General features: G+C 51.1%; 24 protein-coding genes. 12 read left to right on the top strand and 12 right to left on the bottom strand.

Annotated features, from left to right (window positions below; all coding sequences use genetic code 11):
- Positions 1 to 32 precede the first annotated feature (32 nt).
- The 7 genes from FTE26_RS04270 to yihU all read right to left on the bottom strand — a co-directional run bounded on the left by FTE26_RS04270 (position 33) and on the right by yihU (position 9,241).
- Complete coding sequence (locus tag FTE26_RS04270; RefSeq protein ID WP_001297066.1) at positions 33 to 1,436, bottom strand: MFS transporter; 1,404 nt, start codon at positions 1,434 to 1,436, stop codon at positions 33 to 35.
- A gap of 42 nt (positions 1,437 to 1,478) precedes the next feature.
- Positions 1,479 to 2,864, bottom strand: a complete 1,386-nt coding sequence (locus tag FTE26_RS04265) for an MFS transporter (protein ID WP_000018373.1) — start codon at positions 2,862 to 2,864, stop codon at positions 1,479 to 1,481.
- Between the two features lie 45 nt (positions 2,865 to 2,909).
- On the bottom strand, positions 2,910 to 4,946 hold the full coding sequence (gene yihQ, locus FTE26_RS04260) for a sulfoquinovosidase (protein WP_000380839.1): 2,037 nt from the start codon (positions 4,944 to 4,946) through the stop codon (positions 2,910 to 2,912).
- A 198-nt stretch (positions 4,947 to 5,144) separates the two neighbouring features.
- On the bottom strand, positions 5,145 to 6,047 hold the full coding sequence (locus FTE26_RS04255) for an aldose-1-epimerase (RefSeq protein WP_001167553.1): 903 nt from the start codon (positions 6,045 to 6,047) through the stop codon (positions 5,145 to 5,147).
- 137 nt (positions 6,048 to 6,184) lie between these two features.
- Positions 6,185 to 7,426 carry a sulfoquinovose isomerase gene (yihS, locus tag FTE26_RS04250; RefSeq protein ID WP_000870916.1) on the bottom strand — a complete coding sequence of 414 codons (1,242 nt, stop codon included), beginning with the start codon at positions 7,424 to 7,426 and terminating at the stop codon, positions 6,185 to 6,187.
- A gap of 16 nt (positions 7,427 to 7,442) precedes the next feature.
- A complete protein-coding gene (gene yihT / locus FTE26_RS04245; RefSeq protein WP_001046453.1) occupies positions 7,443 to 8,321 on the bottom strand; it encodes a sulfofructosephosphate aldolase in 879 nt (292 codons plus the stop codon).
- Between the two features lie 23 nt (positions 8,322 to 8,344).
- The gene (yihU, locus tag FTE26_RS04240; protein ID WP_000718896.1) at positions 8,345 to 9,241 is read right to left on the bottom strand and encodes a sulfolactaldehyde 3-reductase; all 897 of its coding nucleotides are present in this window, start codon (positions 9,239 to 9,241) and stop codon (positions 8,345 to 8,347) included.
- 167 nt (positions 9,242 to 9,408) lie between these two features.
- On the opposite strand from yihU, the gene yihV reads away from it, so the two are divergent.
- The 6 genes from yihV to fabY all read left to right on the top strand — a co-directional run bounded on the left by yihV (position 9,409) and on the right by fabY (position 14,108).
- Positions 9,409 to 10,305, top strand: coding sequence for a sulfofructose kinase (gene yihV / locus FTE26_RS04235; RefSeq protein ID WP_000621656.1), 897 nt, complete (start codon positions 9,409 to 9,411; stop codon positions 10,303 to 10,305).
- A gap of 33 nt (positions 10,306 to 10,338) precedes the next feature.
- Positions 10,339 to 11,124: a DeoR/GlpR family DNA-binding transcription regulator gene (locus FTE26_RS04230; RefSeq protein WP_000059678.1), complete on the top strand. Its 786-nt coding sequence runs from the start codon at positions 10,339 to 10,341 to the stop codon at positions 11,122 to 11,124.
- A 98-nt stretch (positions 11,125 to 11,222) separates the two neighbouring features.
- Complete coding sequence (gene yihX, locus FTE26_RS04225; protein WP_001295269.1) at positions 11,223 to 11,822, top strand: glucose-1-phosphatase; 600 nt, start codon at positions 11,223 to 11,225, stop codon at positions 11,820 to 11,822.
- Complete coding sequence (locus FTE26_RS04220; protein WP_000920762.1) at positions 11,816 to 12,688, top strand: virulence factor BrkB family protein; 873 nt, start codon at positions 11,816 to 11,818, stop codon at positions 12,686 to 12,688. Before yihX ends, FTE26_RS04220 begins: the two co-directional genes overlap by 7 nt.
- Positions 12,685 to 13,122 (top strand): D-aminoacyl-tRNA deacylase, encoded by a 438-nt coding sequence (gene dtd / locus FTE26_RS04215; RefSeq protein WP_000560983.1) that lies wholly within the window; start codon positions 12,685 to 12,687, stop codon positions 13,120 to 13,122. The genes FTE26_RS04220 and dtd overlap by 4 nt, the downstream gene beginning before the upstream one ends.
- A gap of 44 nt (positions 13,123 to 13,166) precedes the next feature.
- Entirely contained in the window at positions 13,167 to 14,108 is a 942-nt protein-coding gene (gene fabY, locus FTE26_RS04210; RefSeq protein WP_001297068.1) for a fatty acid biosynthesis protein FabY, read from the top strand.
- 63 nt (positions 14,109 to 14,171) lie between these two features.
- On the opposite strand, the gene FTE26_RS04205 is transcribed toward fabY, so the two are convergent.
- Positions 14,172 to 15,080, bottom strand: a complete 909-nt coding sequence (locus tag FTE26_RS04205; protein ID WP_001162704.1) for an alpha/beta hydrolase — start codon at positions 15,078 to 15,080, stop codon at positions 14,172 to 14,174.
- Between the two features lie 228 nt (positions 15,081 to 15,308).
- Here FTE26_RS04205 and FTE26_RS04200 point away from each other — a divergent pair, with 228 nt between their 5' ends.
- The 4 genes from FTE26_RS04200 to yiiF all read left to right on the top strand — a co-directional run bounded on the left by FTE26_RS04200 (position 15,309) and on the right by yiiF (position 17,195).
- Positions 15,309 to 15,620: a hypothetical protein gene (locus tag FTE26_RS04200; protein ID WP_000897305.1), complete on the top strand. Its 312-nt coding sequence runs from the start codon at positions 15,309 to 15,311 to the stop codon at positions 15,618 to 15,620.
- Positions 15,621 to 15,911, top strand: coding sequence for a NadS family protein (gene nadS, locus FTE26_RS04195; RefSeq protein WP_000356397.1), 291 nt, complete (start codon positions 15,621 to 15,623; stop codon positions 15,909 to 15,911).
- A gap of 604 nt (positions 15,912 to 16,515) precedes the next feature.
- The gene (locus tag FTE26_RS04190) at positions 16,516 to 16,734 is read left to right on the top strand and encodes a CopG family transcriptional regulator (protein ID WP_001297075.1); all 219 of its coding nucleotides are present in this window, start codon (positions 16,516 to 16,518) and stop codon (positions 16,732 to 16,734) included.
- Positions 16,735 to 16,952: 218 nt separating this feature from the next.
- A complete protein-coding gene (gene yiiF, locus FTE26_RS04185; protein WP_001086388.1) occupies positions 16,953 to 17,195 on the top strand; it encodes a protein YiiF in 243 nt (80 codons plus the stop codon).
- A 329-nt stretch (positions 17,196 to 17,524) separates the two neighbouring features.
- Here yiiF and fdhE read toward each other — a convergent pair whose 3' ends face one another.
- The 4 genes from fdhE to fdnG are packed head-to-tail and all read right to left on the bottom strand — an operon-like array spanning position 17,525 to position 23,048.
- Positions 17,525 to 18,454 (bottom strand): formate dehydrogenase accessory protein FdhE, encoded by a 930-nt coding sequence (gene fdhE / locus FTE26_RS04180; protein ID WP_000027708.1) that lies wholly within the window; start codon positions 18,452 to 18,454, stop codon positions 17,525 to 17,527.
- On the bottom strand, positions 18,451 to 19,086 hold the full coding sequence (fdoI, locus tag FTE26_RS04175; RefSeq protein WP_000829013.1) for a formate dehydrogenase cytochrome b556 subunit: 636 nt from the start codon (positions 19,084 to 19,086) through the stop codon (positions 18,451 to 18,453). Before fdoI ends, fdhE begins: the two co-directional genes overlap by 4 nt.
- Positions 19,083 to 19,985 (bottom strand): formate dehydrogenase O subunit beta, encoded by a 903-nt coding sequence (gene fdoH, locus FTE26_RS04170; RefSeq protein ID WP_000331377.1) that lies wholly within the window; start codon positions 19,983 to 19,985, stop codon positions 19,083 to 19,085. The genes fdoI and fdoH overlap by 4 nt, the downstream gene beginning before the upstream one ends.
- Positions 19,986 to 19,997: 12 nt before the next feature.
- Positions 19,998 to 23,048 (bottom strand): formate dehydrogenase-N subunit alpha, encoded by a 3,051-nt coding sequence (gene fdnG / locus FTE26_RS04165; protein WP_011310337.1) that lies wholly within the window; start codon positions 23,046 to 23,048, stop codon positions 19,998 to 20,000.
- 193 nt (positions 23,049 to 23,241) lie between these two features.
- On the opposite strand from fdnG, the gene fdhD reads away from it, so the two are divergent.
- Entirely contained in the window at positions 23,242 to 24,075 is an 834-nt protein-coding gene (fdhD, locus tag FTE26_RS04160) for a formate dehydrogenase accessory sulfurtransferase FdhD (RefSeq protein WP_000753589.1), read from the top strand.
- Positions 24,076 to 24,227: 152 nt separating this feature from the next.
- Positions 24,228 to 25,268: a YiiG family protein gene (locus FTE26_RS04155; RefSeq protein ID WP_001348539.1), complete on the top strand. Its 1,041-nt coding sequence runs from the start codon at positions 24,228 to 24,230 to the stop codon at positions 25,266 to 25,268.
- The last annotated feature ends 48 nt before the right edge of the window (positions 25,269 to 25,316 follow it).

The raw sequence follows: 25,316 nt of genomic DNA, 5'->3' as shown, positions 1-25,316 counted from the left end.
CCCACCAGGATGGAAATAGCGGCTATTGACATTTATAACGTTACGGAAGCCGTTTTTTCTTCTGTCGCCATCTCTTTATTTTTGCGTTGGTTGATTTCCTCAATAATCAATGCAAACCGTTTTTCATTGAGTGTGTAAAAGAATCCCATCGTCAATGCAGCAATAATTGCCAGTGCACAAGGCCAGATAAAAATGAGCTGACGCAAACCCTGTAATGTCGCATCGCTTTGCGCGATGTTGGGAACATAACCAATTTGCGTCAGCATAATGCCTGGCAAGAAGCCAGCAAGTGCGGCAGAAATTTTACGAAAGAAGGTATAACCGGTATAAACAGAACCTTCGGCACGAATACCGGTTTTCCATTCACCGTAATCTACGGTATCTGGTACCAGTGCCCAGTTCAGGCTGTTTACAAAGGCCGTGCCAAAAAAGGCGACACAAGAGAACATGACGAAAGTGAAAGAGTTACTTCCCCAGAAATAATTCAGTATATCACCCACCGCCCACAGCACCATGCCAGCTAAATAAACCTGTTTTTTACCAAAACATTTTACAGTTACTGGCACCAGTAATACGCCGACGAGGATGCATCCCATACTGAAGAATCCCATCCACGACAATAAATTAATATCATTCAGCACATACTGGGTGTAATAGACCTGAATCGCCAGTTTGATATTAAATGCCGCCAGAGTACACAGGTTAGCAATGCATAAAACCAGCAATGGTGGATTACGAAATATCGCGCAAAAAGATTTGAGAATACTGGCTTTATGTCCGGTTGGCGCTGTGTCCACATAATGCTCTTTGACGCCTCTGTAGCACAGCATCATAAAAATAAAGCCGCCAATGGAGAACATAAGTGCCGCACAGGCATAACCGACGGTTGAGTCAGAAAAAAGCGACTGCAACGGAATAAACGCCACGGTACAAATCAATAGCCCTATGGTTGCACCACCCTGGCGGTAAGCCGCGAGCTGCGCGCGCTCATTCGGGTTTTTGGTAATTGCCGGGATCATCGCACCATACGAGCAGTTCATCAGACTGTATGAAAGTCCAAACATCATAAACAGCGCGGTGGCAATCGTCGTTTTAACCGGCAAACAAAAGGTGGTGGCGATAAACTGGAGCGTTGCAATTAACGCCGCCGGAACTGCTGCATATAAAATAAAGGGACGAAATTTGCCTTTAGGCCCAATATTTTTCCGCGAGTCGAGTAAAAATCCGGTGAGCATATCGGTAAACGCGGTAAAAAACTTCGCCACCAGAAAGATAATCCCGCCATAGTAAGCAGGCATCCCTAATTCATCGGTATAAAATTTGAGGAGATACAGAGTACCGATGCAGAGCATTAAATTCGAACCGACGTCGCCCATACCATAGGCGATTTTTTCCCGCAGATTCAGTTTTAATGTCAGTGGATTATGGTCAGACATAATCACTCCTTATAACGCCCCGCAGGGCGTCGTTTATTATTATTACGCCGTGCGTTTACGGGCTTCTATCTCTTCCACAATGCGGACATACATCTTCTCGTTCAGGCTGTAGAAGCAACCCATCGCCACAATGGTGACTACCGCCAGTGCGCTTGGGTAGATGAAGATCAACTGGCGTAACCCTTCAATGGTGTGGTCAGCCTGTGCGACGTTCGGCACATAGCCAATTTGCGTCAGCATCCAGCCGGGGAAGAAACCAGCCAGCGCCTGAGACACTTTGCGAAAGAAGGTGAAGCCGGTGTAGACCGTGCCTTCCGAACGCACGCCGGTGCGCCACTCGCCGTACTCGACGGTGTCGGAAACCAGCGCCCAGTTCAGGCTGTTAACAAACGCTGAGCCGAAGAACGCCAGGCAGGAGAACGCCACAAAGCTGACCGAGCCGCCGCCGAAGAAATAGTTGAGCAGATCGCCCAGCACCCAAATCAGCAGGCCGCCGATATAGACCTTCTTCTTACCAAAACGTCTGACTGCGCCAGGCATCAGGAACACGCCGATGAAAATACAGCCCATGCTGAAAAATCCCATATACGACAACAGGATGGGATCGTTAAGTACGTACTGGGTGTAATAGACCTGAATGGCGAGCTTGACGTTAAACGCCCCTAAGGTGCAGAGGTTGGCAATACACAGAATGAACAGTGGGCGGTTACCGGCAATTGCGCGGAAAGATTGCAACAGGCCAGGCTTTTGCGCCGGATTGGTTGGTTGGATTTCGACATAACGCTCTTTCACGCCTGAGTAGCAGATCCACATAAACAGCAGGCCGAACAGTGAAAACAGCGTGGCGGCGAAGATATAGCCAAGTTTCTGATTACCTTCGATAAGATTCATAACTGGCACGAATCCCACCGTGCACAGCAGCAGGCCAAGCGTAGCGCCGCCCTGACGCCATGCCGCCAGTGAGGCGCGTTCGTTGGGGTTTTTGGTGATTGCCGGGACCATTGCGCCGTAGGAGCAGTTCATCATGCTGAAAAACAGTCCGTAAAGCATAAACAGAATAGTGGCCATCACCGTTTTACCGGTGACATCAAACGGTGTGCCGACAAAGTTGGCGATCGCCAGTAAGGTGACCGGGAATGACGCATACAGAATAAAAGGACGGAACTTACCTTTTGGACCGATCTTGCGTCGGGAATCCAACATAATGCCGGTACCCATATCGGTAAACGCAGTAAAGAATTTTGAAATCAAAAAGATAATGCCGCCATAGGTGCCTGGCAGCCCCAGAACGTCGGTATAAAACTTCAAAAGATAAAGCGTACCGATATCCAGTAGGATGTTAGAGGCCAGGTCGCCAATACCGTAAGAGAGTTTCTCTTTAAAGGGCAGGCGTAAAGTTGCTGGATCTTCCGTTGTGATGTGACTCATCGATGTTCTCCCTTTGCCCATGAGTTTCCCCACGGGCGGATGTGATTAGATGCTTTTTAACGACGCGAACAGTGCCGCCCATTCGCTATCGGCGCGATAAAAGACCGGCGGCTTGCCGATGGGCGCATTAACGGTAACTTCCCCGCCCCGGAACGCTTCACCCGTCCAGGCGTGGACCCAGTTATCCTCCGGCAGATAGAGCGTCCAGTCGCTACGGCCTTCTTCATGCACCGGAGCGACCAGAATGTCGCGACCTAACAGGTACTGATATTTCAGGGTGTAAGTGTGCGCATCGTCTTCGTAATGCAGGAACAGCGGGCGCATAACCGGCAGGCCGGACTTCGCATTCAGCGCGACAGCCTCTTTCAGGTAAGGTTTCAGGGTGGTGAAGACGGAGGTCATACGGGCAAAATGGGCGATAGTTTCTGCGTCGCCGTCAAACTGCCAGTTGTCGCCAGGACGGTTACCTTCGTGGGTGCGCATCATCGGCGTGAAGGCGCTGAAATCGCACCAGCGCAGCAGCAGCTCTTTGCTGCGCTTCATCTCAAACAGGGTGGTGTAACCGCCAATGTCGCTGTGGTGCAGGCCATGTCCGGTCATTGCCAGCGACAGCGCCGCCGGGACAACCGACGCCAGGCCATCGTCGAGACTCCAGTCGACGTTCTGGTCGCCCGCCCACATCATGGTGGAGTATTTCTGGCTACCGGTAGAACCGGCGCGCATAAAGAAAAGGATCTCGCCGAGCTTGCCCGTTTCTTCAAGGGCTTCGTAGTTACATTTCGCCCACAGCGCGGGCCAGGCGTTATGCATAATTTCGGCGCTGATGCCGTTATGCAGGTAAGTGTCGGTGGGCAGATACTCGCCGAAGTCAGCCATCCAGCCGCCGCAGCCAAGTTCAATCATGTTCTTTTTGATCACTTCCTTGAACCAGGCGTAGGCTTCTGGATTAGTGAGATCGACAACGCCGCCGTAAAACTCGCCAAACTCCACCAGATAGTCACCGCCAGAGGCATCTTTTGCCAGATAGCCGTGTTGTGCCGCTTCTTCGCAGAGATCTTTATCGCTGGCAACATACGGGTTGATATAGGCCAGGAACTGCACGCCCTCCTGATTCCACTGCTTAATGCGTGAATCCAGTTGCGGGTAGTTTTCGCTGTTCCACTTCCAGTTCCACATCACGCGTTTGCCAAAAGAGGTCATACGAATACCGGACCAGTCCTGCGCCCAGATGCCGTTGACCTTCACGCCCGCGTTACGCATGGTGTCCAGTTTCTTCTGGCACACTTCCGTCCCGCCCTGAATGCCGAGCGTTACTCCGTCATAAATCCAGTCGGGCAGTTCTGGCTGGCGTCCCAGCAGGGCGGTTAATTTTTCCAGCAGGGAAATGTATGTGTCAGCACATTCAAAACGCAGCGTTGCTTTGTCTTCCCACAGCGCCAGTTCATGGTATTCCGGGGCACTAAAGTCGAAGTTCATATAGCAACTGTTATCAACATGGCAGTAATACTTCTGCGTGCTGACAAACGTAGGCTGTGGGAAGAAAGTCCAGTAATAGTCGCCGCCCGCATTTTCTTTGCAGTCGGCCTGCCAGGTGACATAGGTTTGTTTGTTGCGACCAACGCCTTGTTCACTGGTCCATAGCGGGAACGGTTTGCCACGCAGATCGAAGTAGGAAAACTGTTCGCCGCAGCCGTAGATATGGTCCTCTGGTTGAGCGGCAAGGCGCAGCCAGATACGGTTGTGGTTAAGGTTGTCGTTTTGTAGTTCCAGCAATAAACGGCCCTGATCGTCGGCAGAGATATTCAGCGTGGCGCTAATGTCAGAACCACGGCTGAAATGAATTAACCAACCATCCGGTGACTGGCTGACGATGGCGTCGGTAAGCGCAATTTTCTCCTGTAGTTTATCTTTAATGCTGAAATTACCGCGGAACATATCGATATCCGCTATACCTGAGCCAATCCATAAACAAGGATTATCTTTGCTATGGGTTAAAATAAGACGTTGTTGAAAATGTAGGGTAAAACTGTCGTTATTCTGATGAAATTGAAAATCTAATAACTGTGGACGTGGCGTATCCATAACTAATCTCCATAGAGTTGAGAACGAGATTGTTGCCTTCCTGTTATTACAGGCTTATGTAAAATGATTCTCATAAAACTGATATATAAAAACTTTACAGAAGCTGAGCTGTTTTTAACTTAATAAATTGAAGATACATAATGTTGCCTTTAGCGAGTGAAATGTTCTTCAATGATTTTGACTGCTAATCAATACAAGTTATTTTCTCTGTCCGTAAATGTTAAAAAACAGGCGGTGCGGTTTTCCTGGTTCCAGTAATAATAAGTCGATACCTGAATTAAAGGCGTTAGGCGGGCAACTCATAGGTTCAACTGCCAGTCCCTGACGCTGTAATTTTTCACCGCTATAAATTTGTACCCAGGGTTGATCGCAACAAAGGCTAACCGAAAGCGCCTGTTGTGGATGGGTAATGGTTATTTCCCACAGATCATTAGCGGTTTTAAAGGTGTGGTCGATTTTTGTCGCGGCTATTGTTTTCGCCTGCGTGAAATTTAAATCCAGCTCATCAACGTGGTGAAGCGTTGTCGGATTTACGTGTTCATCAACGGCATAAACCTGGTTTGCCGGAAGCTGGAACAGATATTCATCAACAGATGTTAAGTTGCAGGTTAAATAAGTATGAATACCCACGCCATAAGGCGCTGCGACAGTGCCGATATTCTGGCTTGCGATCTCAACGGAAAGACCCGTGTGTGCGTTGAGCGAATAAACAACTTGTGAAGCCAGCATAAACGGATAGCCGTAACTGGGCGGCAGAAAAGCTGTCAGGGTAACGCTGGTGGCGGTTAATTCACTAATTTGCCAGTCTCGCCAGGCAAGCAGCCCGTGAATAGCGGCTTTTGAACTATGTTCATTAATGGGTAACTGATATTCCTGCCCCTGATAGCGGTAACAGCCGTTGGCGATCCGGTTCGGCCACGGAATAAGCACTTTACCCAGATGCGCCAGCGGCATCTCTTCGGGTTTGTGCGGGATGACTAAATGACAACCCTGAAAGGTTAATTCAGCCAGACCAGCACCGACGGTCACAATGGTCGCGTGATAATCCCCCGCGGCAAGTGAAACGGTCTGTCCACTGCAATGCATATTGGTGATTTGCATACAAGGCACCTTAATTAACGACATACAGCCTCCCGTGAGGCTGATGTCAAACCCAAAAACTGCACCGGACGGTCCCCTCGCCCCTTTGGGGAGAGGGTTAGGGTGAGGGGAAAACCCGCACCCTATTTTCAGATCAGTTATTTCGCATTAATATCCAGCAGACCCGCTGCAACCGCTGGAGCCATGCCGGGCGCTAACGGGATACGCGGGATCACCAGGCAATGCAGCAGGTGATAAATATCCTGTTTGCCGTCCCAGACTTTGGTGGTGACCTTATTGTCCGCATCCAGCTCCTGCCACCAGGAACCATTTTCATAGTCCATCAGGTACTTAATGCAGTACTCCCACCATGTTTGATACCAGGTTTCATACTGGCGATCGCCAGTGACGGTGTAGAGCGCGTAGGCCGTACCCATTGCTTCGACGATAGGCCAACGTACACGTTCGCGGACCACCGGTTTTCCTTCCCAGTCAACGGTATAAACAATCCCGTCCGCGCCATCGGGTGCCCAGGCATCGCGCACGGTGGCGTTAAACAGACCTTTGGCATCTTCTAGCAGCCATGCTGGTGGTTGTTCGCAACGGGCTTCCAGGGCAGCATGGATGTGCAGCATTAAACGGCCCCATTCGATCCAGTGGCCTGGTGTACCTCCAAACGCGCGGAAGCGATGCGCCGGGTTATCTTTGTTGTAATCCGGCAGCGGATTCCACTGGGTATCGAAGTGTTCGTTAACGCGATAATGATTATTTCTGGCGACGTCGTGGATAATCACGGAAGCCACGCGAATCGCGCGATCCAGCCATTTTTTGTCGTGAGTGACGTCATAAACAATCAAGAAAGCTTCCACCGCGTGCATATTGGCATTGCCGCCGCGGTACTCTTCGGTTTTGCTGAAGGCTTCGTCCCAGGATTCCAGGCACATCTGCTCTTCTTCGCTCCAGAAATATTTCTCGATAATTTCAATGGTGTAATCGAGCAGCTTGCGCGCTTCCGGGTGACCCGTTGTGACGGCGCTGGCGGCACCCAGCAGAGCAAAGAAGTGTTGATAGCCCTGTTTGGAGGCATCCACCACGCCCTCGTCATTCACGCAGGCATACCAGCCGCCATATTTTTTATCACGCAGTGCGCCGTTCATGGCTTTGATACCGTGATCAACCAACGAGTAAGCGCCAGGTCGACCCATCGCCGCAGCAACGGAATAAACGTGCAACATACGAGCGGTGATCCACAGATGGGTGCCCATCTCTTCTTTGATTTGCCCTTTATTGCCTAACCAGCCAAAACCAGTCGGCACTACGGAATTTTTACCAAAATCAAAGATGCGGTCGGTTTCCTGTTCCAGCCAACGGTTGTGGCTTAGGGTGTTAAACCATTTCATTCCTTTTATCCTCATCTTAGCGGCGTTTAGCCATCATTTCGTCGACGATATCGCCAAGTTGTTGTAATTTCGGTGCGCAAACGTCACGCAGCATCAGCTCGTTGTCTGGTAAACCGACGACCGATGCCCAGACTGCACGGCCTGCCAGGAATCCCGATGCGCCCGCCGTCATTGCCACGCGTACGGCACGCGGGAACAGTTTTTCGTCGACACCGGAAGAGAGGATCACCCATGGCATATTGATATGGTCATTCAGACGTTGTGAAGCACAGAGAAGCTCTTGTTGCGGACCTTTGCCATAAAGCGGCATTTCAACTTTGTAGAGGTCAGCGCCACTGTCGCCCAGCTCTTTGGCGGCATCGATGATCGCTTGTTCGCGATCGAATTTATCGCCACGACGCGGTGGGCGGACGACTGGCTCAATGATGCTTACCAGACCGTGTGAGTGGCACAGTTCGTTGAACTCTTTCACCATATCCAGACGTTGCTGCGCATCTTCATCACTACGCCACAGCACCAGCAGTTTTAAGGCTTTGCCACCGTCTTGTTTGATCTGTAGCGGATTGATTTTGCGGTCAATAACCACGCTATCGACCGGAATACCGTTGCCAGGAATGAACTCATCGGCGGCGACAATCATGGCGCAACTTTTGGCAATCGCGTTTTGCTCAACCACCTGGCGGTAGCAGAATTGTTGATCTACCAGAATCGCCGAGGCATAAGGCGAGAGGGCCTTTGCAGCGTTAACTTTGAAATCAGTTAAAACGCTATCGGCTACCGGAGCGGGTGCCCCAGCCGCGGCAAACATCATGCGCATGGCTTCGCGCTGATCGACCGCCAGCATGGCAAAACCGCCCGATGCGCGCGTAATGTCGTTGATGGTGTACTTATTCATTCATTTATTCCTTTATCCAGTCGTTACATTTTTACTTTGGCAGTCATCCCGGCACTGACACGGACCTGTTCCAGAATGGCGGACCAGTCCTGGCGACCGCGACCCGCTGCGCGCGCCTGGCTATAAACCTCCCGTGAGGCGGCCCCCAGCGGCATTGGCACATGCAGCTGGTTGGCGACATCAAGGGCGATGCCAAGATCCTTATGGGCAAGATCGATCATGAAGGCGGGAGAAAGATCTCCGCTGAGGACTTTGTTTGGCCAGGAAGTGGTGAAGTGACCTTTACCGGCGGCGGTACCGCTCATCACTTTGACGGCAACATCGAAGGGAAGATTCAGGGCTTCGCACAAAACGGCGGCTTCTGCCGAAAGCGCATTGAGCGCGATGCTCATGTAGTTGTTGATGAGCTTAACGCGGATCCCCATGCCCGGACCGCCAGAGTTGATCAACTCACTGCCCATCGCCATCAGGATCGGTGTGGCACGTTCAACTTGTTCAGCGGTGCCGCCAGCCAGCAGTAACAGAGTACCGGTAATGGCATTTGCAGAAGTACGGCCTACCGGAACATCCATCATGCTGAAGCCTTTGGCTTGCATATCGGCAATCAATTTATCGGTTTGCAGCGGATGGATGGTGGACATATCAATGACCAGCGCATCGGTAGATAAGCCTTCGCAAACGCCGTTTTCACCGAACAACACGTTGCGCACCAGATCGCCATTCGGCAACATGGTAATGATAAATTCGGCATCTTTAGCGGCCTGCGCTGGGTTGGCGGCGGGAGTCGCACCTTTGTCTACCAGATGCCGCACAGCTTCGGCGTTCACATCAAAGACGCGAAGTTGATGCCCTTGCTGCAATAAATTGCTCGCCATTGGCGAACCCATTTGTCCTAAACCGATAAACGCGATTGCTGCCATAACCCTCTCCTGAATACAGTGATGTCACTTTTTGTCATTTATGACATGCTTTGCTTGTCTGTTTTTGATCGTATTTGTAATTTATCGTCAAAAAATTGACAGCCGTCACTTTTTAAACAATTGGTGAAATTAAAATGAACGCATCCCAAAATGTTTAAGGAATGACCATGATTCGTGTTGCTTGTGTAGGTATAACCGTGATGGATCGCATCTATTACGTGGAAGGGTTACCGACGGAGAGCGGTAAATACGTGGCGAGAAATTATACGGAAGTTGGTGGCGGGCCAGCGGCGACGGCAGCGGTTGCGGCGGCAAGGCTGGGGGCGCAGGTCGATTTTATTGGTCGCGTAGGTGATGACGACACGGGCAACAGCCTGCTGGCAGAGCTGGAATCCTGGGGCGTTAACACCCGTTACACCAAACGGTATAACCAGGCGAAATCTTCGCAATCCGCCATCATGGTGGATACCAAAGGCGAGCGGATAATCATTAACTACCCCAGCCCGGATCTGCTGCCTGACGCAGAGTGGTTGGAGGAAATTGATTTCTCTCAGTGGGATGTTGTGCTGGCAGATGTACGCTGGCACGACGGCGCTAAAAAAGCCTTCACCCTGGCCCGTCAGGCGGGTGTGATGACCGTTCTGGACGGGGACATTACGCCGCAGGATATCAGTGAGCTGGTGGCATTAAGCGATCACGCGGCCTTTTCAGAACCGGGTCTGGCGCGCTTAACGGGCGTGAAAGAGATGGCCAGTGCGCTAAAACAGGCACAAACGCTCACAAATGGTCATGTCTATGTGACCCAGGGTAGCGCAGGCTGCGACTGGCTGGAAAATGGTGGGCGTCAGCATCAACCGGCCTTCAAAGTTGATGTGGTAGATACCACAGGTGCGGGTGATGTTTTTCACGGCGCTTTGGCGGTGGCGCTGGCAACAAGTGGGGATTTAGCGGAGTCAGTCCGCTTCGCCAGCGGTGTAGCGGCGTTAAAATGCACACGTCCCGGTGGACGAGCCGGGATCCCTGACTGTGATCAAACCCGATCTTTTTTGTCACTTTTTGTATAAAATGCCAGGGTGATGGTTTTTCGAGGAATTTTCATGAGCCTTACCGAACTAACCGGTAACCCGCGGCACGACCAACTCCTCATGCTGATCGCCGAGCGTGGGTATATGAATATTGATGAGCTGGCAAATCTGCTGGATGTCTCCACGCAGACGGTCCGCCGGGATATTCGTAAATTAAGCGAGCAAGGCCTGATTACGCGCCATCACGGTGGCGCGGGTCGGGCTTCCAGCGTCGTTAATACGGCGTTCGAGCAGCGTGAGGTTTCGCAAACCGAGGAAAAAAAAGCGATTGCCGAAGCGGTGGCAGACTATATTCCTGATGGTTCAACAATATTTATCACCATTGGTACGACTGTTGAGCATGTTGCCCGGGCGTTACTTAACCATAATCATTTGCGGATAATCACCAACAGCCTGCGTGTGGCGCATATTCTTTACCACAACCCGCGCTTTGAAGTGATGGTGCCCGGCGGTACGTTGCGCTCTCATAATAGCGGGATCATTGGCCCTTCAGCGGCGTCCTTTGTGGCTGATTTTCGTGCTGATTATCTGGTAACAAGCGTTGGGGCGATTGAGAGCGATGGCGCGTTGATGGAGTTTGATGTAAACGAAGCTAACGTGGTGAAAACGATGATGGCGCACGCGAGAAATATTCTGCTGGTCGCCGATCACACTAAGTATCATGCTTCGGCGGCGGTTGAAATTGGTAACGTGGCACAGGTCACTGCGCTCTTTACCGACGAGCTGCCGCCCGCTGCGCTAAAATCACGCTTACAAGACAGCCAAATTGAAATCATTCTTCCCCAGGAAGACGCGTAGATTTTTGTGACCGTTAACCTGGCTTCATACCTTGCCACATAGCCAAACCCATCCTTTCCCGCTACAGTTAATTTCTTGTGGCGCGAAAGGAGGCAAAAATGCTCTATATCTTTGATTTAGGTAATGTGATTGTCGATATCGACTTTAACCGTGTGCTGGGAGCCTGGAGCGATTTAACGCGTATTCCGCTGGCATCGCTTAAGAAGAGTTTTCATATGGGGGAGGCGTTTCATCAGCATGAGCGTGGGGAAATTAGCGACGAAGCGTTCGCAGAGGCGCTGTGTCATGAGATGGCTCTACCGCTAAGCTACGAGCAGTTCTCTCACGGCTGGCAGGCGGTGTTTGTTGCGCTGCGCCCGGAAGTGATCGCCATCATGCATAAACTGCGTGAGCAGGGGCATCGCGTGGTGGTGCTTTCCAATACCAACCGCCTGCATACCACCTTCTGGCCGGAAGAATACCCGGAAATTCGTGATGCTGCTGACCATATCTATCTGTCGCAAGATCTGGGGATGCGCAAACCTGAAGCACGAATTTACCAGCATGTTTTGCAGGCGGAAGGTTTTTCACCCAGCGATACGGTCTTTTTCGACGATAACGCCGATAATATAGAAGGAGCCAATCAGCTGGGCATTACCAGTATTCTGGTGAAAGATAAAACCACCATCCCGGACTATTTCGCGAAGGTGTTATGCTAAAAACCATTCAGGACAAAGCCAGGCACCGTACCCGTCCACTATGGGCCTGGCTAAAACTACTCTGGCAACGCATTGATGAGGACAACATGACAACCCTGGCAGGTAACCTTGCCTATGTGTCGTTGCTCTCATTAGTGCCGCTGGTTGCCGTTGTTTTTGCGCTTTTCGCCGCTTTTCCCATGTTTTCCGACGTCAGCATTCAGTTACGTCACTTTATTTTTGCCAACTTTCTGCCTGCTACTGGCGATGTTATTCAGCGGTATATCGAACAATTTGTTGCCAATTCCAACAAGATGACCGCCGTTGGGGCGTGCGGGCTGATCGTCACCGCGTTATTGCTGATGTACTCCATCGATAGCGCGTTGAATACCATCTGGCGCAGTAAACGAGCGCGACCAAAAATTTACTCGTTCGCCGTGTACTGGATGATTTTAACGCTGGGGCCGCTGCTGGCAGGGGCCAGTCTGGCGATCAGTTCCTATTTGCTCTCCCTGCGCTGGGCGAGCGATCTCAATACTGTCATCGATAACGTGCTGCGTATTTTTCCGCTGCTGTTGTCGTGGATCTCCTTCTGGTTGCTGTACAGCATTGTTCCTACCATCCGCGTACCTAACCGCGACGCGATTGTCGGCGCGTTTGTCGCCGCGCTCCTGTTCGAAGCAGGAAAGAAAGGTTTCGCGCTTTATATCACCATGTTTCCGTCATATCAGCTCATTTACGGCGTGTTGGCGGTGATCCCCATTCTCTTTGTTTGGGTCTACTGGACATGGTGTATCGTCTTGCTTGGCGCGGAAATTACTGTCACTCTCGGGGAATACCGCAAACTAAAACAAGCAGCTGAACAAGAAGAAGACGACGAACCATGATTGCATTAATTCAACGCGTAACCCGTGCCAGCGTCACCGTGGAGGGAGAAGTGACGGGCGAAATTGGCGCGGGACTTTTGGTGTTATTGGGTGTCGAAAAGGATGACGACGAACAGAAAGCAAACCGTCTGTGCGAGCGTGTGCTCGGCTACCGCATCTTTAGCGATGCCGAAGGCAAGATGAACCTCAACGTGCAACAGGCGGGCGGCAGTGTGCTGGTGGTTTCCCAGTTTACCCTCGCCGCAGATACCGAACGGGGGATGCGCCCAAGTTTCTCCAAAGGTGCATCACCGGATCGCGCAGAGGCGTTATATGACTATTTCGTCGAACGCTGCCGTCAGCAAGAGATGAACACGCAAACAGGACGCTTCGCTGCCGATATGCAGGTATCGCTGGTCAATGATGGCCCCGTGACATTCTGGTTGCAGGTATGAGCCAGCTTCCAGGGTTGTCACGGGAAACAAGAGAGAGTATCGCTATGTATCACCTTCGGGTTCCACAAACAGAAGAAGAATTAGAGCGTTACTATCAGTTTCGCTGGGAAATGTTGCGTAAGCCCCTGCATCAACCAAAAGGTTCGGAACGCGACGCGTGGGATGCGATGGCGCATCACCAGATGGTCGTCGACGAGCAGGGTAATCTGGTGGCGGTAGGCCGACTGTATATTAATGCCGACAATGAAGCGTCCATTCGCTTTATGGCCGTTCACCCGGACGTGCAGGACAAAGGGTTAGGAACGCTGATGGCGATGACCCTGGAGTCGGTGGCGCGTCAGGAAGGCGTTAAGCGCGTGACCTGTAGCGCCCGTGAAGACGCGGTGGAGTTTTTCGCCAAGCTGGGGTTTGTTAATCAGGGAGAAATCACCACGCCAACCACCACGCCGATTCGCCATTTTTTGATGATTAAGCCCGTCGCCACTCTGGATGATATTTTGCATCGCGGCGACTGGTGCGCGCAGCTGCAACAGGCGTGGTACGAACATATCCCGCTTAGTGAAAAAATGGGCGTGCGTATTCAACAATATACCGGGCAAAAATTTATCACCACCATGCCGGAAACCGGCAATCAGAATCCGCACCATACGCTGTTTGCCGGGAGTTTATTCTCGCTGGCGACGCTCACCGGTTGGGGGCTTATCTGGCTGATGCTGCGCGAACGCCATCTCGGCGGAACGATTATTCTGGCGGATGCGCATATCCGCTACAGCAAGCCGATTAGCGGTAAACCTCATGCGGTAGCCGACCTTGGTGCCTTAAGCGGCGATCTCGACCGTCTGGCGCGCGGACGAAAAGCACGGGTGCAGATGCAAGTTGAAATCTTTGGCGACGAGACGCCGGGTGCAGTGTTTGAAGGCACGTATATCGTTCTGCCCGCGAAGCCATTTGGCCCGTATGAAGAGGGCGGGAACGAAGAAGAGTAGGGGCGTTTTACTTGACTGAAAAGGTTTTCAATCTGAAAACCTTTTCAGGGCCCAGGTCCGAAGTTACCTTCCCGCTCTCCAGGCAACATCCCGTAGTGCCGATCGCGCGGCCTCGCTGATACCACCTAACTGAAAAAATCCGTGGATAACGCCAAGGTAGCGTTGGCAGGTGCATTGCACTCCTTGCCCTGTCATGCGGTGATACAACGCTTCACCTTCATCGCAAAGTGGGTCGTATTCAGCGGTAATGATATGTACAGGTGGCAAGCCATTGAAATCATCGCGCCAAAGAGGGCTGGCTTCAGGATGCCTGCGTTCAATGCCTGGCAGATACATCTCAAAGCCGCTCAGTAAAGTGTCGCGTGTGATGATGTAATCGTGACCATTGCGTATGTAGCTTTCGAAATGCGCAGTCGCATCAAGCATAGGATAAATTAAGATGAGTTGTGCCGGTTGCCACTCGCCAGCACGCTTTAATCGCAAAGCAGTTACCAGCGCCAGATGTCCGCCCGCACTGTCACCGGCAAGAGTTATACGTTGTTTATCAACGCCGAGTCGTTCGGCGTGTTGCCAGACTATTTCTGCACCTCGTTGCGCATCATCATGGGCGGCGGGGAAAGTATGTTCCGGTGCCAGCCGATACTGGACGGCAATAACCCGACATTGCCCGTAATAGGCTAACTGGCGCAGCTGGTTGTCGTGAGTTGCGAACCCGCCGCTAACAAAACAGCCACCGTAGTAATAAATTATCGTCGGGAGTAATGTCGGGGCATTCAGCGGCGACACTATTCGTAAGGTCATCCCTTCAAGTTCGATAGTCTGAATATCTACCCGCGTTTCTGTCTCACCCGCAAGGACAGCGCTGGCGATATAGCCCTCCCTGCGCTGCGCAATACTTTGTTGACGCGATGAGGGGCGACCCGCAGCGATAAACTTTTCGACTAACTCTGCAATTCCTTTTTCCAGTGCCATAGTAGAACTTATTTTGCTGTATGAATGTACAGTCTTATACACCCGTTTTTGCTGGATGGATACAGGGAAATTCACGGGCGTGAAAAATCTGGAAAGCGCCTCGCAAATCTAAAGACAAACCCGGCAGAGACGTGGTTTTGCTGGAGCACTATCAGTAAGCTAGTGGTTTCAAGGGTACGTCAATGACGTACAAAAAGGATTGTTACTCTAAGCCAATGGCGTATAATTATGCTCTTCATCGAAACGGAAATTTTTACTGAAGATGTTCAAAAACTGCTGACCGACGATGAATTCAGTCGTTTTCAGTTTTTCCTGGCCTTGAATCCTGACTATGGTGAGGTAATACCTGAAACTGGTGGGTTAAGAAAGGTTCGATGGGTTTCAGGAGGAAAGGGGAAACGTGCTGGTGTCAGGGTTATTTACTTTCATCAGGTTAAACATTATGAGATCAGATTACTGCTTATTTATCGTAAGGGTATTAAAGATGATCTGTCTCCCCAGGAAAAAGCAATGCTCCGGTTGTTAAATACGAGGTGGTAAATGGATAAGGCACTTTTTGAGCGGTTGACTCACAGCATGGCCCAGATGAATGAAATTATTGAAGGAACGCGACAGCCTTCGCGGACTTTTGAAGTTGATGCTATGAAAATCAAAGAAATACGCCGCGCTTCAGGGTTGTCACAATCTAAATTTGCCGATCTTATTTCTGTAAGCGTAGACACGTTGCGTAACTGGGAGCAGGGGCGACGTTCACCGACCGGGCCTGCAAAGGCTTTGCTGCGAGCGATTGCCAATGATCCGCAACATGTGCTGCAAGCACTTAACCGTTAGAGGCATGGTTATGCCATACAGAAAGCACTAGCATTCAGAACTCCTGTGAAAGCGGCATAGTGGTCGCCTGCCCAGGAGTTTTGCTATGACCCGTAATCGTGCTGAACGTCGCCACCCTATGATGCGATTAAAAAAACTCATCGTCGCGCTGATGATTGACGTCAATGCTATCGGATGATACCGGGGGGTTCCGGAAGGAATTCCTTGTTTCCCGAACTGTTACCAACAAAATTATAACGATGAACAAGTAAAGACCGGTTGGTGGCAGTACTGACCGGTCTGTGATGGATGATTAATTTCACCTTAAATCCGGGTGCTGTTAGGATGCTGACATTTTTCGGGTACACCATTCAGATTATGCAAATAAAGATCCAATCAAAAAATAAACATCCCTGAATATAATATATTCATAGCATCCATAACTCATCCTGGGCGATAACTAAACCATTTTTGAGTAATAAATGAAACAACTGCAACACTCTTATTATTTCTGGAAAACACCTCGCAAAAACAAAACAACATGCAAAAATCCGCTTTTTTTAAATGATTTTCCGGCGTAATTTTCGCACATACATTAATGAGTAATATATGTAAGGTGGTGGTAATGGCGATGAATACGGTTTTTCTTCATTTATCAGAAGAGGCAATTAAACGGCTGAACAAGCTTCGGGGCTGGCGTAAGGTTTCACGATCTGCAATTTTACGCGAAGCGGTTGAGCAATATCTGGAGCGGCAGCAATTTCCGGTGCGTAAAGCAAAGAGAGGCAGGCAAAGGGGTGAGACAGTTGGTGTTGATGATCAGTGTAAGGAGCATAAGGAATGAAAAAAATTTTTCATTCTTGAATATAAAAAAACAGATGCCCTTATTCTGGTATTAATACAAGGCTGTTTTACTTGAACTTATAATAACTGCAACTGTTACATCGTATCTGGAAAACGCCTCGCAAAAATAAAAAATGATGCGTAAATGAGCTTTCTTTAAAGATTCGGCAAGGGTACTTTTCTCTCCATAGATTCAAAAATGATATTGGCGAGATATTTATGAACTCTCTGGCAGGTATAGATATGGGCAGAATTTTACTCGATTTATCGAATGAGGTGATTAAGCAACTTGATGATCTCGAGGTGCAGCGTAATCTTCCTCGTGCGGACCTATTAAGGGAAGCGGTAGATCAATACCTGATAAATCAATCGCAAACAGCAAGAACCAGTGTTCCTGGCATCTGGCAAGGGTGTGAGGAAGATGGTGTCGAATATCAGCGTAAGCTGCGCGAGGAATGGTAATGGGAAAAAATGATGTCAATCAGATTGCTGACAACGTGCGCGTTGTTCATGCCGGATGCGGCGTGAACGCCTTATCCGGCCTACAAAGTCATGCAAATTCAATATATTGAAGTTTATTGGTAGGGCTGATAAGCGCAGCGCATCAGGCAATCATACGCTTGTCATCAGTGACATACCCATAACCTTATCGATGTGTTGGAGGGAAGAACGAGGCAAACAGACAATTGCGGCATGATCTTGAATGGGTAACGCGGAATACGAGAGATGGTGTCGTCACACCCTATGAGCTGTAATCCGGGCGACCAGCGCCACCCGGAAAACGTCAGAGATTACTCCCCTTCACCCGGAAACAGGAACGGGTTGATGGAACTGCGGGCATAGCCTTCTTGCTCCATTCGCGCGTCCAGTACCAGAGAAGCGAGGTCATCTGCCACGGCTTCAACTTTCGGTTCTTTTTCCTGATAAAGAATCTTCAGGTAAGTGCCACAGTCATCGCAGCTTTCGGCTTTAATCGCGGCCTGTTCGTCATCCAGCGACCAGTAATGCAGTTTGCCGCTCTGCTCGCAGTTGCTGCATTTTACGCGCACTACGTGCCATTCGGTTTCACACAGGTTGCAGTGCAGGTAACGCAGACCCTGAGTGGTGCCAATTTGCACCATGCTGGACACCGGCATAGAACCACAAACCGGGCAATATTGACGTTGCTCGCCGTATTCAGCGCGGGCTTTGCCGGGGATCAGATTGGCCATCTGCGCCCAGTAGAGCGACAGTGCAGCCCAGATAAACGGCGCTTTATCGCTGCTGACGGATGAGAAATCAGAGGCAAACAGTGCGCTGGCCATATCTTCCAGCTCCTGAGTCGATGCCTTCTCCAGATTCTCAATCACTGCCAGCGCCGGGCCGCTCATTTCAGGTTTCAGCTCAGCAATCAGCGCCATCAGCAGCTTTTGCCAGTGCTTATCACGCGGCAGAACGTGAATATCCAGCGGGGGCTTGCCCTGTGCGCTGGCTTCTTTAATGCGCGCGGTCAGATCCATCTCCAGCGGATGGTCGTACAGCACCACTTCCTGGGCGTGGGCGATAAGCGCAGCAAAGCGCAGGTAATCACCCAGCGGATTATTTTCTGCCAGCTCGCGCAGACGCTCGGCGCGGCGGTTGTATAAATTCTTGAGCCGAGGGAACAATAACGGCGGAATCATATCCGCCGTACGTTTCTCGCTCGAACCCAGCTCATCTTGCGGGATTATGCGAATACTCATTCAGCTTTCTTTTCCGTTGTCTTGCGGACCTCACGGTACCAGCGCGGGTGATGTTTCTTCGCCCAGGCGCTGGTAACCCATCCTTCCACCATGGCGGTAATCGTGCCTTTCACCCAAAGGGCGGCGTAGATATGCACCATGATAACCACAATTAACGCCACTGCGGCAAATGAATGCAGCATTAACGCGAATCGGATCACCGGGATTGAGAAAGCAGGCGCAAAATAAGGACGCCAGATAATCACGCCGCTCACCAGCAGCAGAACCAGGAAAATAATCGCCGCCCAGAAAACGCATTTCTGACCGAAGTTATAACGCCCGGTGTCACCTACTTCCTCGTTGACGACGATCTTACGAATATTCTTCGCCCAAAAGATATCATCCCGATTGATTAGGTTGTGATGCCAGTAACGGAAAAACATGATGATGAACGAGGCAAACATAACCACGCCGACAAACGGGTGCAGAATTCGCGCCAGCTGCGGTGTGCCCATGATTTGCATCAACCAGTTGAAGGACGGGAACAAAAAGCCCAGCCCGCTCACCGCCGCCAGGATGAAGCAGAAGGCGGTGATCCAGTGGTTGATACGTTCCGGCGCGGTGTAGCGCACGATGGTGTCACGTCGTTTCATTTGCGCTCCTCGTCTTTCTCTTCGTGCAGATTATTCTCTTCCTCATCCGCACGGTTCGGACCGACACCCACGTAGTGGAAGATACTGGCCGCAAAGGTAGCCGCAAAGCCAACAGCCGCGAGCGGTTTCCAGATGCCTTTCCAGAATTTCACGGTTTCGCTGATTTCCGGGTTCTCCGGCAAGCCATGATACAGATTTGGCTTGTCAGCATGGTGCAGCACGTACATGACGTGTGTACCACCGACGCCTGCCGGATCGTACAGACCCGCATTGTCGTAACCGCGGGTTTTCAGCTCAGCAACGCGCTCGCTCGCCAGCGTTTTCATCGACTCTTTCGTACCGAAGTGAATCGCGCCCGTTGGGCAGGTCTTCACGCAGGCTGGTTCTTGCCCAACCACCACGCGGTCAACGCACAGCGTACATTTGTAGACGCGGTTGTCTTCCGGGTTGAGGCGCGGAATGTCGAACGGACAGCCCGCAATGCAATAACCGCAGCCAATGCACTGCTCGGACTGGAAGTCGACGATACCGTTGGCATACTGAATAATTGCACCTTCCGCCGGGCACGCTTTCAGGCAGCCTGGATCGGAACAGTGCATACAGCCGTCTTTGCGGATCAGCCATTCCAGTTTGTCGTTCTGCTCCACTTCCGAGAAGCGCATTACCGTCCACGATTTGGCGCTTAAATCATTGGGGTTGTCGTACACCCCAATGTTATTGCCGACGGTATCGCGAATGTCGTTCCACTCTGAACACGCCACCTGACAGGCTTTACAGCCGATACAGGTGGTGACGTCGATGAGTTTCGCCACTTCTTCCTGGAAGTCCCGCGCCTGAGGCGCGGGGGTCAGACCGTTAGTCGCGGAACGACGAATGATATCTTGAGATTGATAAGCCATATGTCGTCTCCGTTACACCTTTTCCACATTCACAAGGAAGGACTTAAACTCCGGCGTCTGCGTGTTCGCATCACCAACGAATGGCGTTAACGTATTGGCAATAAAGCCTTTTTTAGCTACGCCTTCATAACCCCAGTGAATCGGAATACCGATGGTATCGATATCTTTGCCGTTCGCTTTCAGCGTACGAATACGTTTGGTCACCACCGCTTTGGCTTTGATATAGCCACGGTTGGAGGAGACTTTCACGGTATCGCCCTGGGCAATGCCAAGTTTATTCGCCAGCGACTCCCCGATTTCCACAAACTGCTCTGGTTGCAAAATCGCGTTCAACAGCGCGTGTTTGGTCCAGTAGTGGAAGTGCTCGGTCAGACGATAGGTGGTTCCGACATACGGGAACTTATCGGCTTTACCCAATGCTTCGGCGTCGTCTTTAAAGATACGTGCAGCCGGGTTCGAGATAACGTTTGGATGCAGCGGGTTAGTTCCCAGCGGCGTTTCAAACGGCTCGTAGTGTTCCGGGAACGGACCTTCCGCCATCTTATCGAGGGCAAACAGACGCCCCATGCCTTCCTGCTGCATGATAAACGGCCCGACGCCGCTACCCGGAGGCGCTGCGCTGTAGTCCGGAATATCCCAGCCGGTCCACTTAGTGCCGTCCCATTTCAGCAACTGACGCTTCGGATCCCACGGGTTACCCTGCGGATCTGCGGAGGCGCGGTTATACAGAATGCGGCGGTTAAGCGGCCATGCCCATGCCCAGCCCAGCGTGTTACCGAGGCCAGACGGATCGGCGTTATCACGACGCGCCATCTGGTTGCCTTCCGGCGTCCAGCTACCGGCGAAAATCCAGCAGCCACAGGAGGTTGTACCGTCATCGCGCAATTGGGCGAACGAGCTAAGTTGTTGGCCTTTCTTGACGATAACCGCACCGGTTGCCGGATCGGTAATATCGGCCAGCGCCTTACCGTTGCTCTCCATCGCTACTTCTTCCGACTTCGGCTCATGCGGAATGGCGTAGTTCCAGGTCATGTTCAGCACCTGGTCCGGGTTCGCGCCACCCTGTTCGGCATACATCTTGCGCAAGCGCAGGAAGATACCGGAGAGGATCTCGCCATCAGTCAGCGCAATCCCCGGGGCGTCCGCACCTTTCCAGTGCCACTGCAACCAGCGACCTGAGTTAACGATTGAACCGTTCTCTTCTGCGAAGCAGGTCGATGGCAGACGGAACACTTCGGTCTGGATCTTCGACGAGTCAACTTCGTTCAGCTCACCGTGGTTCTGCCAGAAGTTAGAGGTTTCAGTGTTCAGTGGGTCGATGGTGACGAGGAACTTCAGTTTCGACAGACAACCGATCACTTTGTTTTTGTTCGGGAATGAGGCAACAGGGTTAAAGCCCTGGCAGATATAGCCATTGACCTTGCCCTCTTTCATCATCTCGAAGTACTGCAGGACGTCGTAGCCTTTATCCCACTTCGGCAACCAGTCAAAGCCCCAGCTATTTTCCGCCGTCGCTTTATCACCAAAGAAGGCCTTCATCATAGAGACGAAGAATTTCGGGTAGTTGCCCCAGTAGTTTACCTGGCCTTCCAGCAGCGGTTTTGGCGTGTTGGCGGTAAGGTAGGTTTGCAGATCGGTCTGCTTCTCGCTTGGCAGCGTCATGTAACCTGGCAGACTCTGCGACAGTAGCCCCAGGTCCGTCAGCCCCTGAATATTGGAGTGACCGCGCAGGGCGTTAACGCCGCCGCCGGCCATCCCCATATTGCCGAGCAGCAGCTGGATCATCGCCATCGTACGAATGTTTTGCGCACCAACGGAGTGTTGCGTCCAGCCGAGGGCATACAGGAACGAGGCAGTTTTATCGTGAGCACTGGTTTCTGCGATGTATTCGCAGACTTTCAGGAACGCGTCTTTTGGCGTACCACAGATGTTTTCAACCACATCTGGCGTGTAGCGGGAAACGTGCTGTTTCAGCAAGTTCCACACGCAGCGCGGATGTTGCAGCGTGGTATCGCGTTTGGCGAAGCCGTTTTCGTCCAGTTCATAAGTCCAGGAGGATTTATCGTACTTGCGTTTTTCCGCGTCGTAGCCGGTGAACAGGCCATCTTCAAAGCCGTAATCCTCACGCACTATCAGGCTGGCGTTGGTATAGGCTTCGGTGTATTCGCGGTTGAATTTTTCATTGTTCAGCAGGTACAGCAATACGCCTGACAGGAAAGCAATGTCAGTACCGGAACGAATAGGGGCATAGTAGTCAGCTACCGCCGCCGTACGCGTAAAGCGAGGATCGATCACAATCAGCTTCGCGCCGTTGTGAATTTTGGCTTCCATCGCCCAGCGGAACCCGACCGGGTGAGCTTCAGCGGCGTTACCGCCCATCACCACGACGAGGTTGGCGTTCTTGATGTCGACCCAGTGGTTGGTCATCGCACCGCGACCAAATGTTGGAGCAAGACTTGCTACCGTTGGTCCGTGTCAGACACGCGCCTGGTTGTCGACCGCGAGCATACCCAGCGCGCGGGAGAATTTTTGCGTTAAATAGCCGGTTTCGTTACTCGACGCGGAAGCACACAGCATCCCGGTGGAGAGCCAGCGGTTAACAGTCACGCCTTCGGCGTTTTGCGCAATGTAGTTAGCATCGCGGTCTTCTTTCATCAGTTTGGCGATGCGATCAAACGCCTCTTCCCAACTGATTTGCTGCCATTTATCAGAACCTGGCGCACGGTATTCCGGAAACTTCAGACGGCTTTCGGAGTGGATGAAATCCACCAGGCCAGCGCCTTTCGGACAAAGTGCACCGCGGTTGACCGGGTGATCCGGATCGCCTTCGATATGGAAGATAGATGCTTTGGCGTTTTTTGCTCCGTCACCGAGGCTGTACATCAACAGCCCACAGCCTACGGAACAATAGGTGCAGGTATTACGGGTTTCGCGGGTGCGCAGCAGTTTATACTGCCGGGTTTCCGCGAGCGCTACGCTGGGTGCAAAACCCAGTGCCGCTGCCGTGGTGCCTGCCATACCGCCAGCGCAGATCTTAAAGAACTGCCTTCTGCTGACCTGCATGGATTGCTCCTTGTTTCGACATTGTCACGTCCCATTTACATTCGCTTGCTGCGTGTGCAGGGAGTGGGAGTTATTTTTCTTTGCGGAAGGGGCCGCAAAGGTCCAGAATTGGCTCAATTTCCCTCCATCCAGGAAGGGTTTGTAACAGAATACCATAATGTTGGTGTGTGTGTTCTTATCTGGTTAAGAGAAAGTGAAAAAAACACAGCAAAAAGAAATCGAAAATGTGACAAATATCACAGGTGTTCGTCAAATTGAGTTATGGCGGCGTGATGATTTACAACACCCACGGTTAGATGAGGTCGCGGAAGAAGTTCCCGTTGCGCTGGTCTACAACGGCATTTCGCATGTGGTGATGATGGCGTCGCCCAAAGACCTTGAGTACTTTGCGCTCGGTTTTTCGCTTTCCGAGGGGATAATAGAAAGTCCGCGCGATATCTTCGGCATGGATGTCGTTCCTTCCTGTAATGGTCTTGAAGTACAAATTGAGCTTTCCAGCCGCCGCTTTATGGGGTTGAAGGAGCGCCGCCGGGCGCTGGCGGGACGTACGGGCTGTGGCGTATGCGGCGTGGAGCAACTTAATGACATCGGAAAACCGGTGCAGCCGCTACCGTTCACCCAGACGTTTGATCTCAACAAACTGGATGATGCATTACGTCATCTCAACGATTTTCAGCCAGTGGGGCAACTGACTGGTTGTACTCACGCCGCTGCCTGGATGTTGCCATCTGGCGAACTGGTCGGCGGGCATGAAGACGTGGGTCGCCATGTGGCGCTGGACAAACTGTTAGGCCGCCGGTCACAAGAAGGGGAAAGCTGGCAGCAAGGTGCGGTACTGGTTTCCAGTCGTGCCAGTTATGAAATGGTGCAAAAGTCGGCGATGTGCGGCGTAGAGATTTTGTTTGCGGTGTCTGCCGCGACCACGCTTGCTGTAGAAGTGGCTGAGCGTTGTAATCTGACGCTGGTGGGTTTTTGTAAGCCGGGTCGGGCAACGGTTTATACCCATCCGCAGCGTTTGAGCAATTAATTAAAATAAGTCCTGCGATATATATTAAATTGCAGGACTTATTCATTTCGTGAATTTTATTATTTTATTTATAAATAAAACGCGTGTAGTGGCGTTTTCTTTTTTCATTTATTATGTTCACTCTCTTATCTATATATTTATAAGGCAATTAAATGAAAAGGAATTTATTATCTTCCGCTATTATAGTCGCCATCATGGCCCTCGGTCTGACGGGTTGTGATGATAAAAAAGCCGAAACAGAAACGCCCCCGCCTGCCAATAGTCAACCTGCCGCACCAGCTCCTGAAGCTCCCGTTGCAAAAGCAGAAGCTAAACCTGAAACACCTGCGCAACCGGTGGTCGATGAACAAGCGGTTTTCGACGAAAAAATGGATGTCTATATCAAGTGCTATAACAAGTTACAGATCCCTGTACAGAGCAGTCTGGCGCGTTATGCTGACTGGCTGAAAGATTTTAAACAGGGGCCTACCGGTGAAGAGCGTACTGTTTATGGCATCTACGGCATTAGTGAATCCAACCTCGCTGAGTGTGAAAAAGGCGTAAAAAGTGCTGTGGCGTTAACGCCTGCGCTGCAACCTATTGATGGCGTGGCGGTGAGTTATATCGATGCTGCCGTGGCGTTGGGTAATACCATTAACGAAATGGATAAATATTACACCCAGGAAAATTATAAAGACGATGCGTTTGCGAAAGGGAAAACGCTGCACCAGACATTCTTAAAAAATCTGGAAGCCTTTGAAGCTGTAGCAGAATCTTATCATGCGGCGATTCAGGAAATTAACGATAAGCGCCAGCTTGCGGAACTGAAAAATATTGAAGAAAGAGAAGGGAAAACATTCCACTACTACTCTCTGGCAGTCATGATTTCAGCGAAACAAATTAATAATCTGATATCGCAAGAGAAGTTTGATGTTGATGCGGCAATGAAGAAAGTGTCTGAACTGGAAACGCTAGTGGCGCAGGCCAAAGAAGCGGATAAAGGCGGCATGAATTTCTCGTTTATTAATTCGGCAGGCCAGTATCAACTCGAGGCTAAAAAATACGTTCGCCGCATCAGAGATAAAGTCCCGTACTCTGACTGGGATAAAGAGCAACTTCAGGACGCAAACTCAAGCTGGATGGTCGAAGACTCTTTCCCGAGAGCATTACGCGAGTACAACGAAATGGTTGATGACTATAATAGCCTGCGTTAAACGTTTTTGATGATAAATGCAGTGTCGGATGCGGCGCATCCGACACAG

The organism is Escherichia sp. S10b (genome assembly GCF_028421345.1).
In the GTDB taxonomy this organism is placed as follows: domain Bacteria; phylum Pseudomonadota; class Gammaproteobacteria; order Enterobacterales; family Enterobacteriaceae; genus ECMA0423.
This window is presented reverse-complemented; position numbering and strand designations above follow the sequence as displayed.

Bases quoted from the DNA above. Each gene is read 5' to 3' on its own strand.
- FTE26_RS04270 (WP_001297066.1), bottom strand. From the start codon at position 1,436: ATGTCTGACCATAATCCACTGACATTAAAACTGAATCTGCGGGAAAAA.
- FTE26_RS04265 (WP_000018373.1), bottom strand. From the start codon at position 2,864: ATGAGTCACATCACAACGGAAGATCCAGCAACTTTACGCCTGCCCTTT.
- yihQ (WP_000380839.1), bottom strand. From the start codon at position 4,946: ATGGATACGCCACGTCCACAGTTATTAGATTTTCAATTTCATCAGAAT.
- FTE26_RS04255 (WP_001167553.1), bottom strand. From the start codon at position 6,047: ATGCAAATCACCAATATGCATTGCAGTGGACAGACCGTTTCACTTGCC.
- yihS (WP_000870916.1), bottom strand. From the start codon at position 7,426: ATGAAATGGTTTAACACCCTAAGCCACAACCGTTGGCTGGAACAGGAA.
- yihT (WP_001046453.1), bottom strand. From the start codon at position 8,321: ATGAATAAGTACACCATCAACGACATTACGCGCGCATCGGGCGGTTTT.
- yihU (WP_000718896.1), bottom strand. From the start codon at position 9,241: ATGGCAGCAATCGCGTTTATCGGTTTAGGACAAATGGGTTCGCCAATG.
- yihV (WP_000621656.1), top strand. From the start codon at position 9,409: ATGATTCGTGTTGCTTGTGTAGGTATAACCGTGATGGATCGCATCTAT.
- FTE26_RS04230 (WP_000059678.1), top strand. From the start codon at position 10,339: ATGAGCCTTACCGAACTAACCGGTAACCCGCGGCACGACCAACTCCTC.
- yihX (WP_001295269.1), top strand. From the start codon at position 11,223: ATGCTCTATATCTTTGATTTAGGTAATGTGATTGTCGATATCGACTTT.
- FTE26_RS04220 (WP_000920762.1), top strand. From the start codon at position 11,816: ATGCTAAAAACCATTCAGGACAAAGCCAGGCACCGTACCCGTCCACTA.
- dtd (WP_000560983.1), top strand. From the start codon at position 12,685: ATGATTGCATTAATTCAACGCGTAACCCGTGCCAGCGTCACCGTGGAG.
- fabY (WP_001297068.1), top strand. From the start codon at position 13,167: ATGTATCACCTTCGGGTTCCACAAACAGAAGAAGAATTAGAGCGTTAC.
- FTE26_RS04205 (WP_001162704.1), bottom strand. From the start codon at position 15,080: ATGGCACTGGAAAAAGGAATTGCAGAGTTAGTCGAAAAGTTTATCGCT.
- FTE26_RS04200 (WP_000897305.1), top strand. From the start codon at position 15,309: ATGCTCTTCATCGAAACGGAAATTTTTACTGAAGATGTTCAAAAACTG.
- nadS (WP_000356397.1), top strand. From the start codon at position 15,621: ATGGATAAGGCACTTTTTGAGCGGTTGACTCACAGCATGGCCCAGATG.
- FTE26_RS04190 (WP_001297075.1), top strand. From the start codon at position 16,516: ATGGCGATGAATACGGTTTTTCTTCATTTATCAGAAGAGGCAATTAAA.
- yiiF (WP_001086388.1), top strand. From the start codon at position 16,953: ATGAACTCTCTGGCAGGTATAGATATGGGCAGAATTTTACTCGATTTA.
- fdhE (WP_000027708.1), bottom strand. From the start codon at position 18,454: ATGAGTATTCGCATAATCCCGCAAGATGAGCTGGGTTCGAGCGAGAAA.
- fdoI (WP_000829013.1), bottom strand. From the start codon at position 19,086: ATGAAACGACGTGACACCATCGTGCGCTACACCGCGCCGGAACGTATC.
- fdoH (WP_000331377.1), bottom strand. From the start codon at position 19,985: ATGGCTTATCAATCTCAAGATATCATTCGTCGTTCCGCGACTAACGGT.
- FTE26_RS04155 (WP_001348539.1), top strand. From the start codon at position 24,228: ATGAAAAGGAATTTATTATCTTCCGCTATTATAGTCGCCATCATGGCC.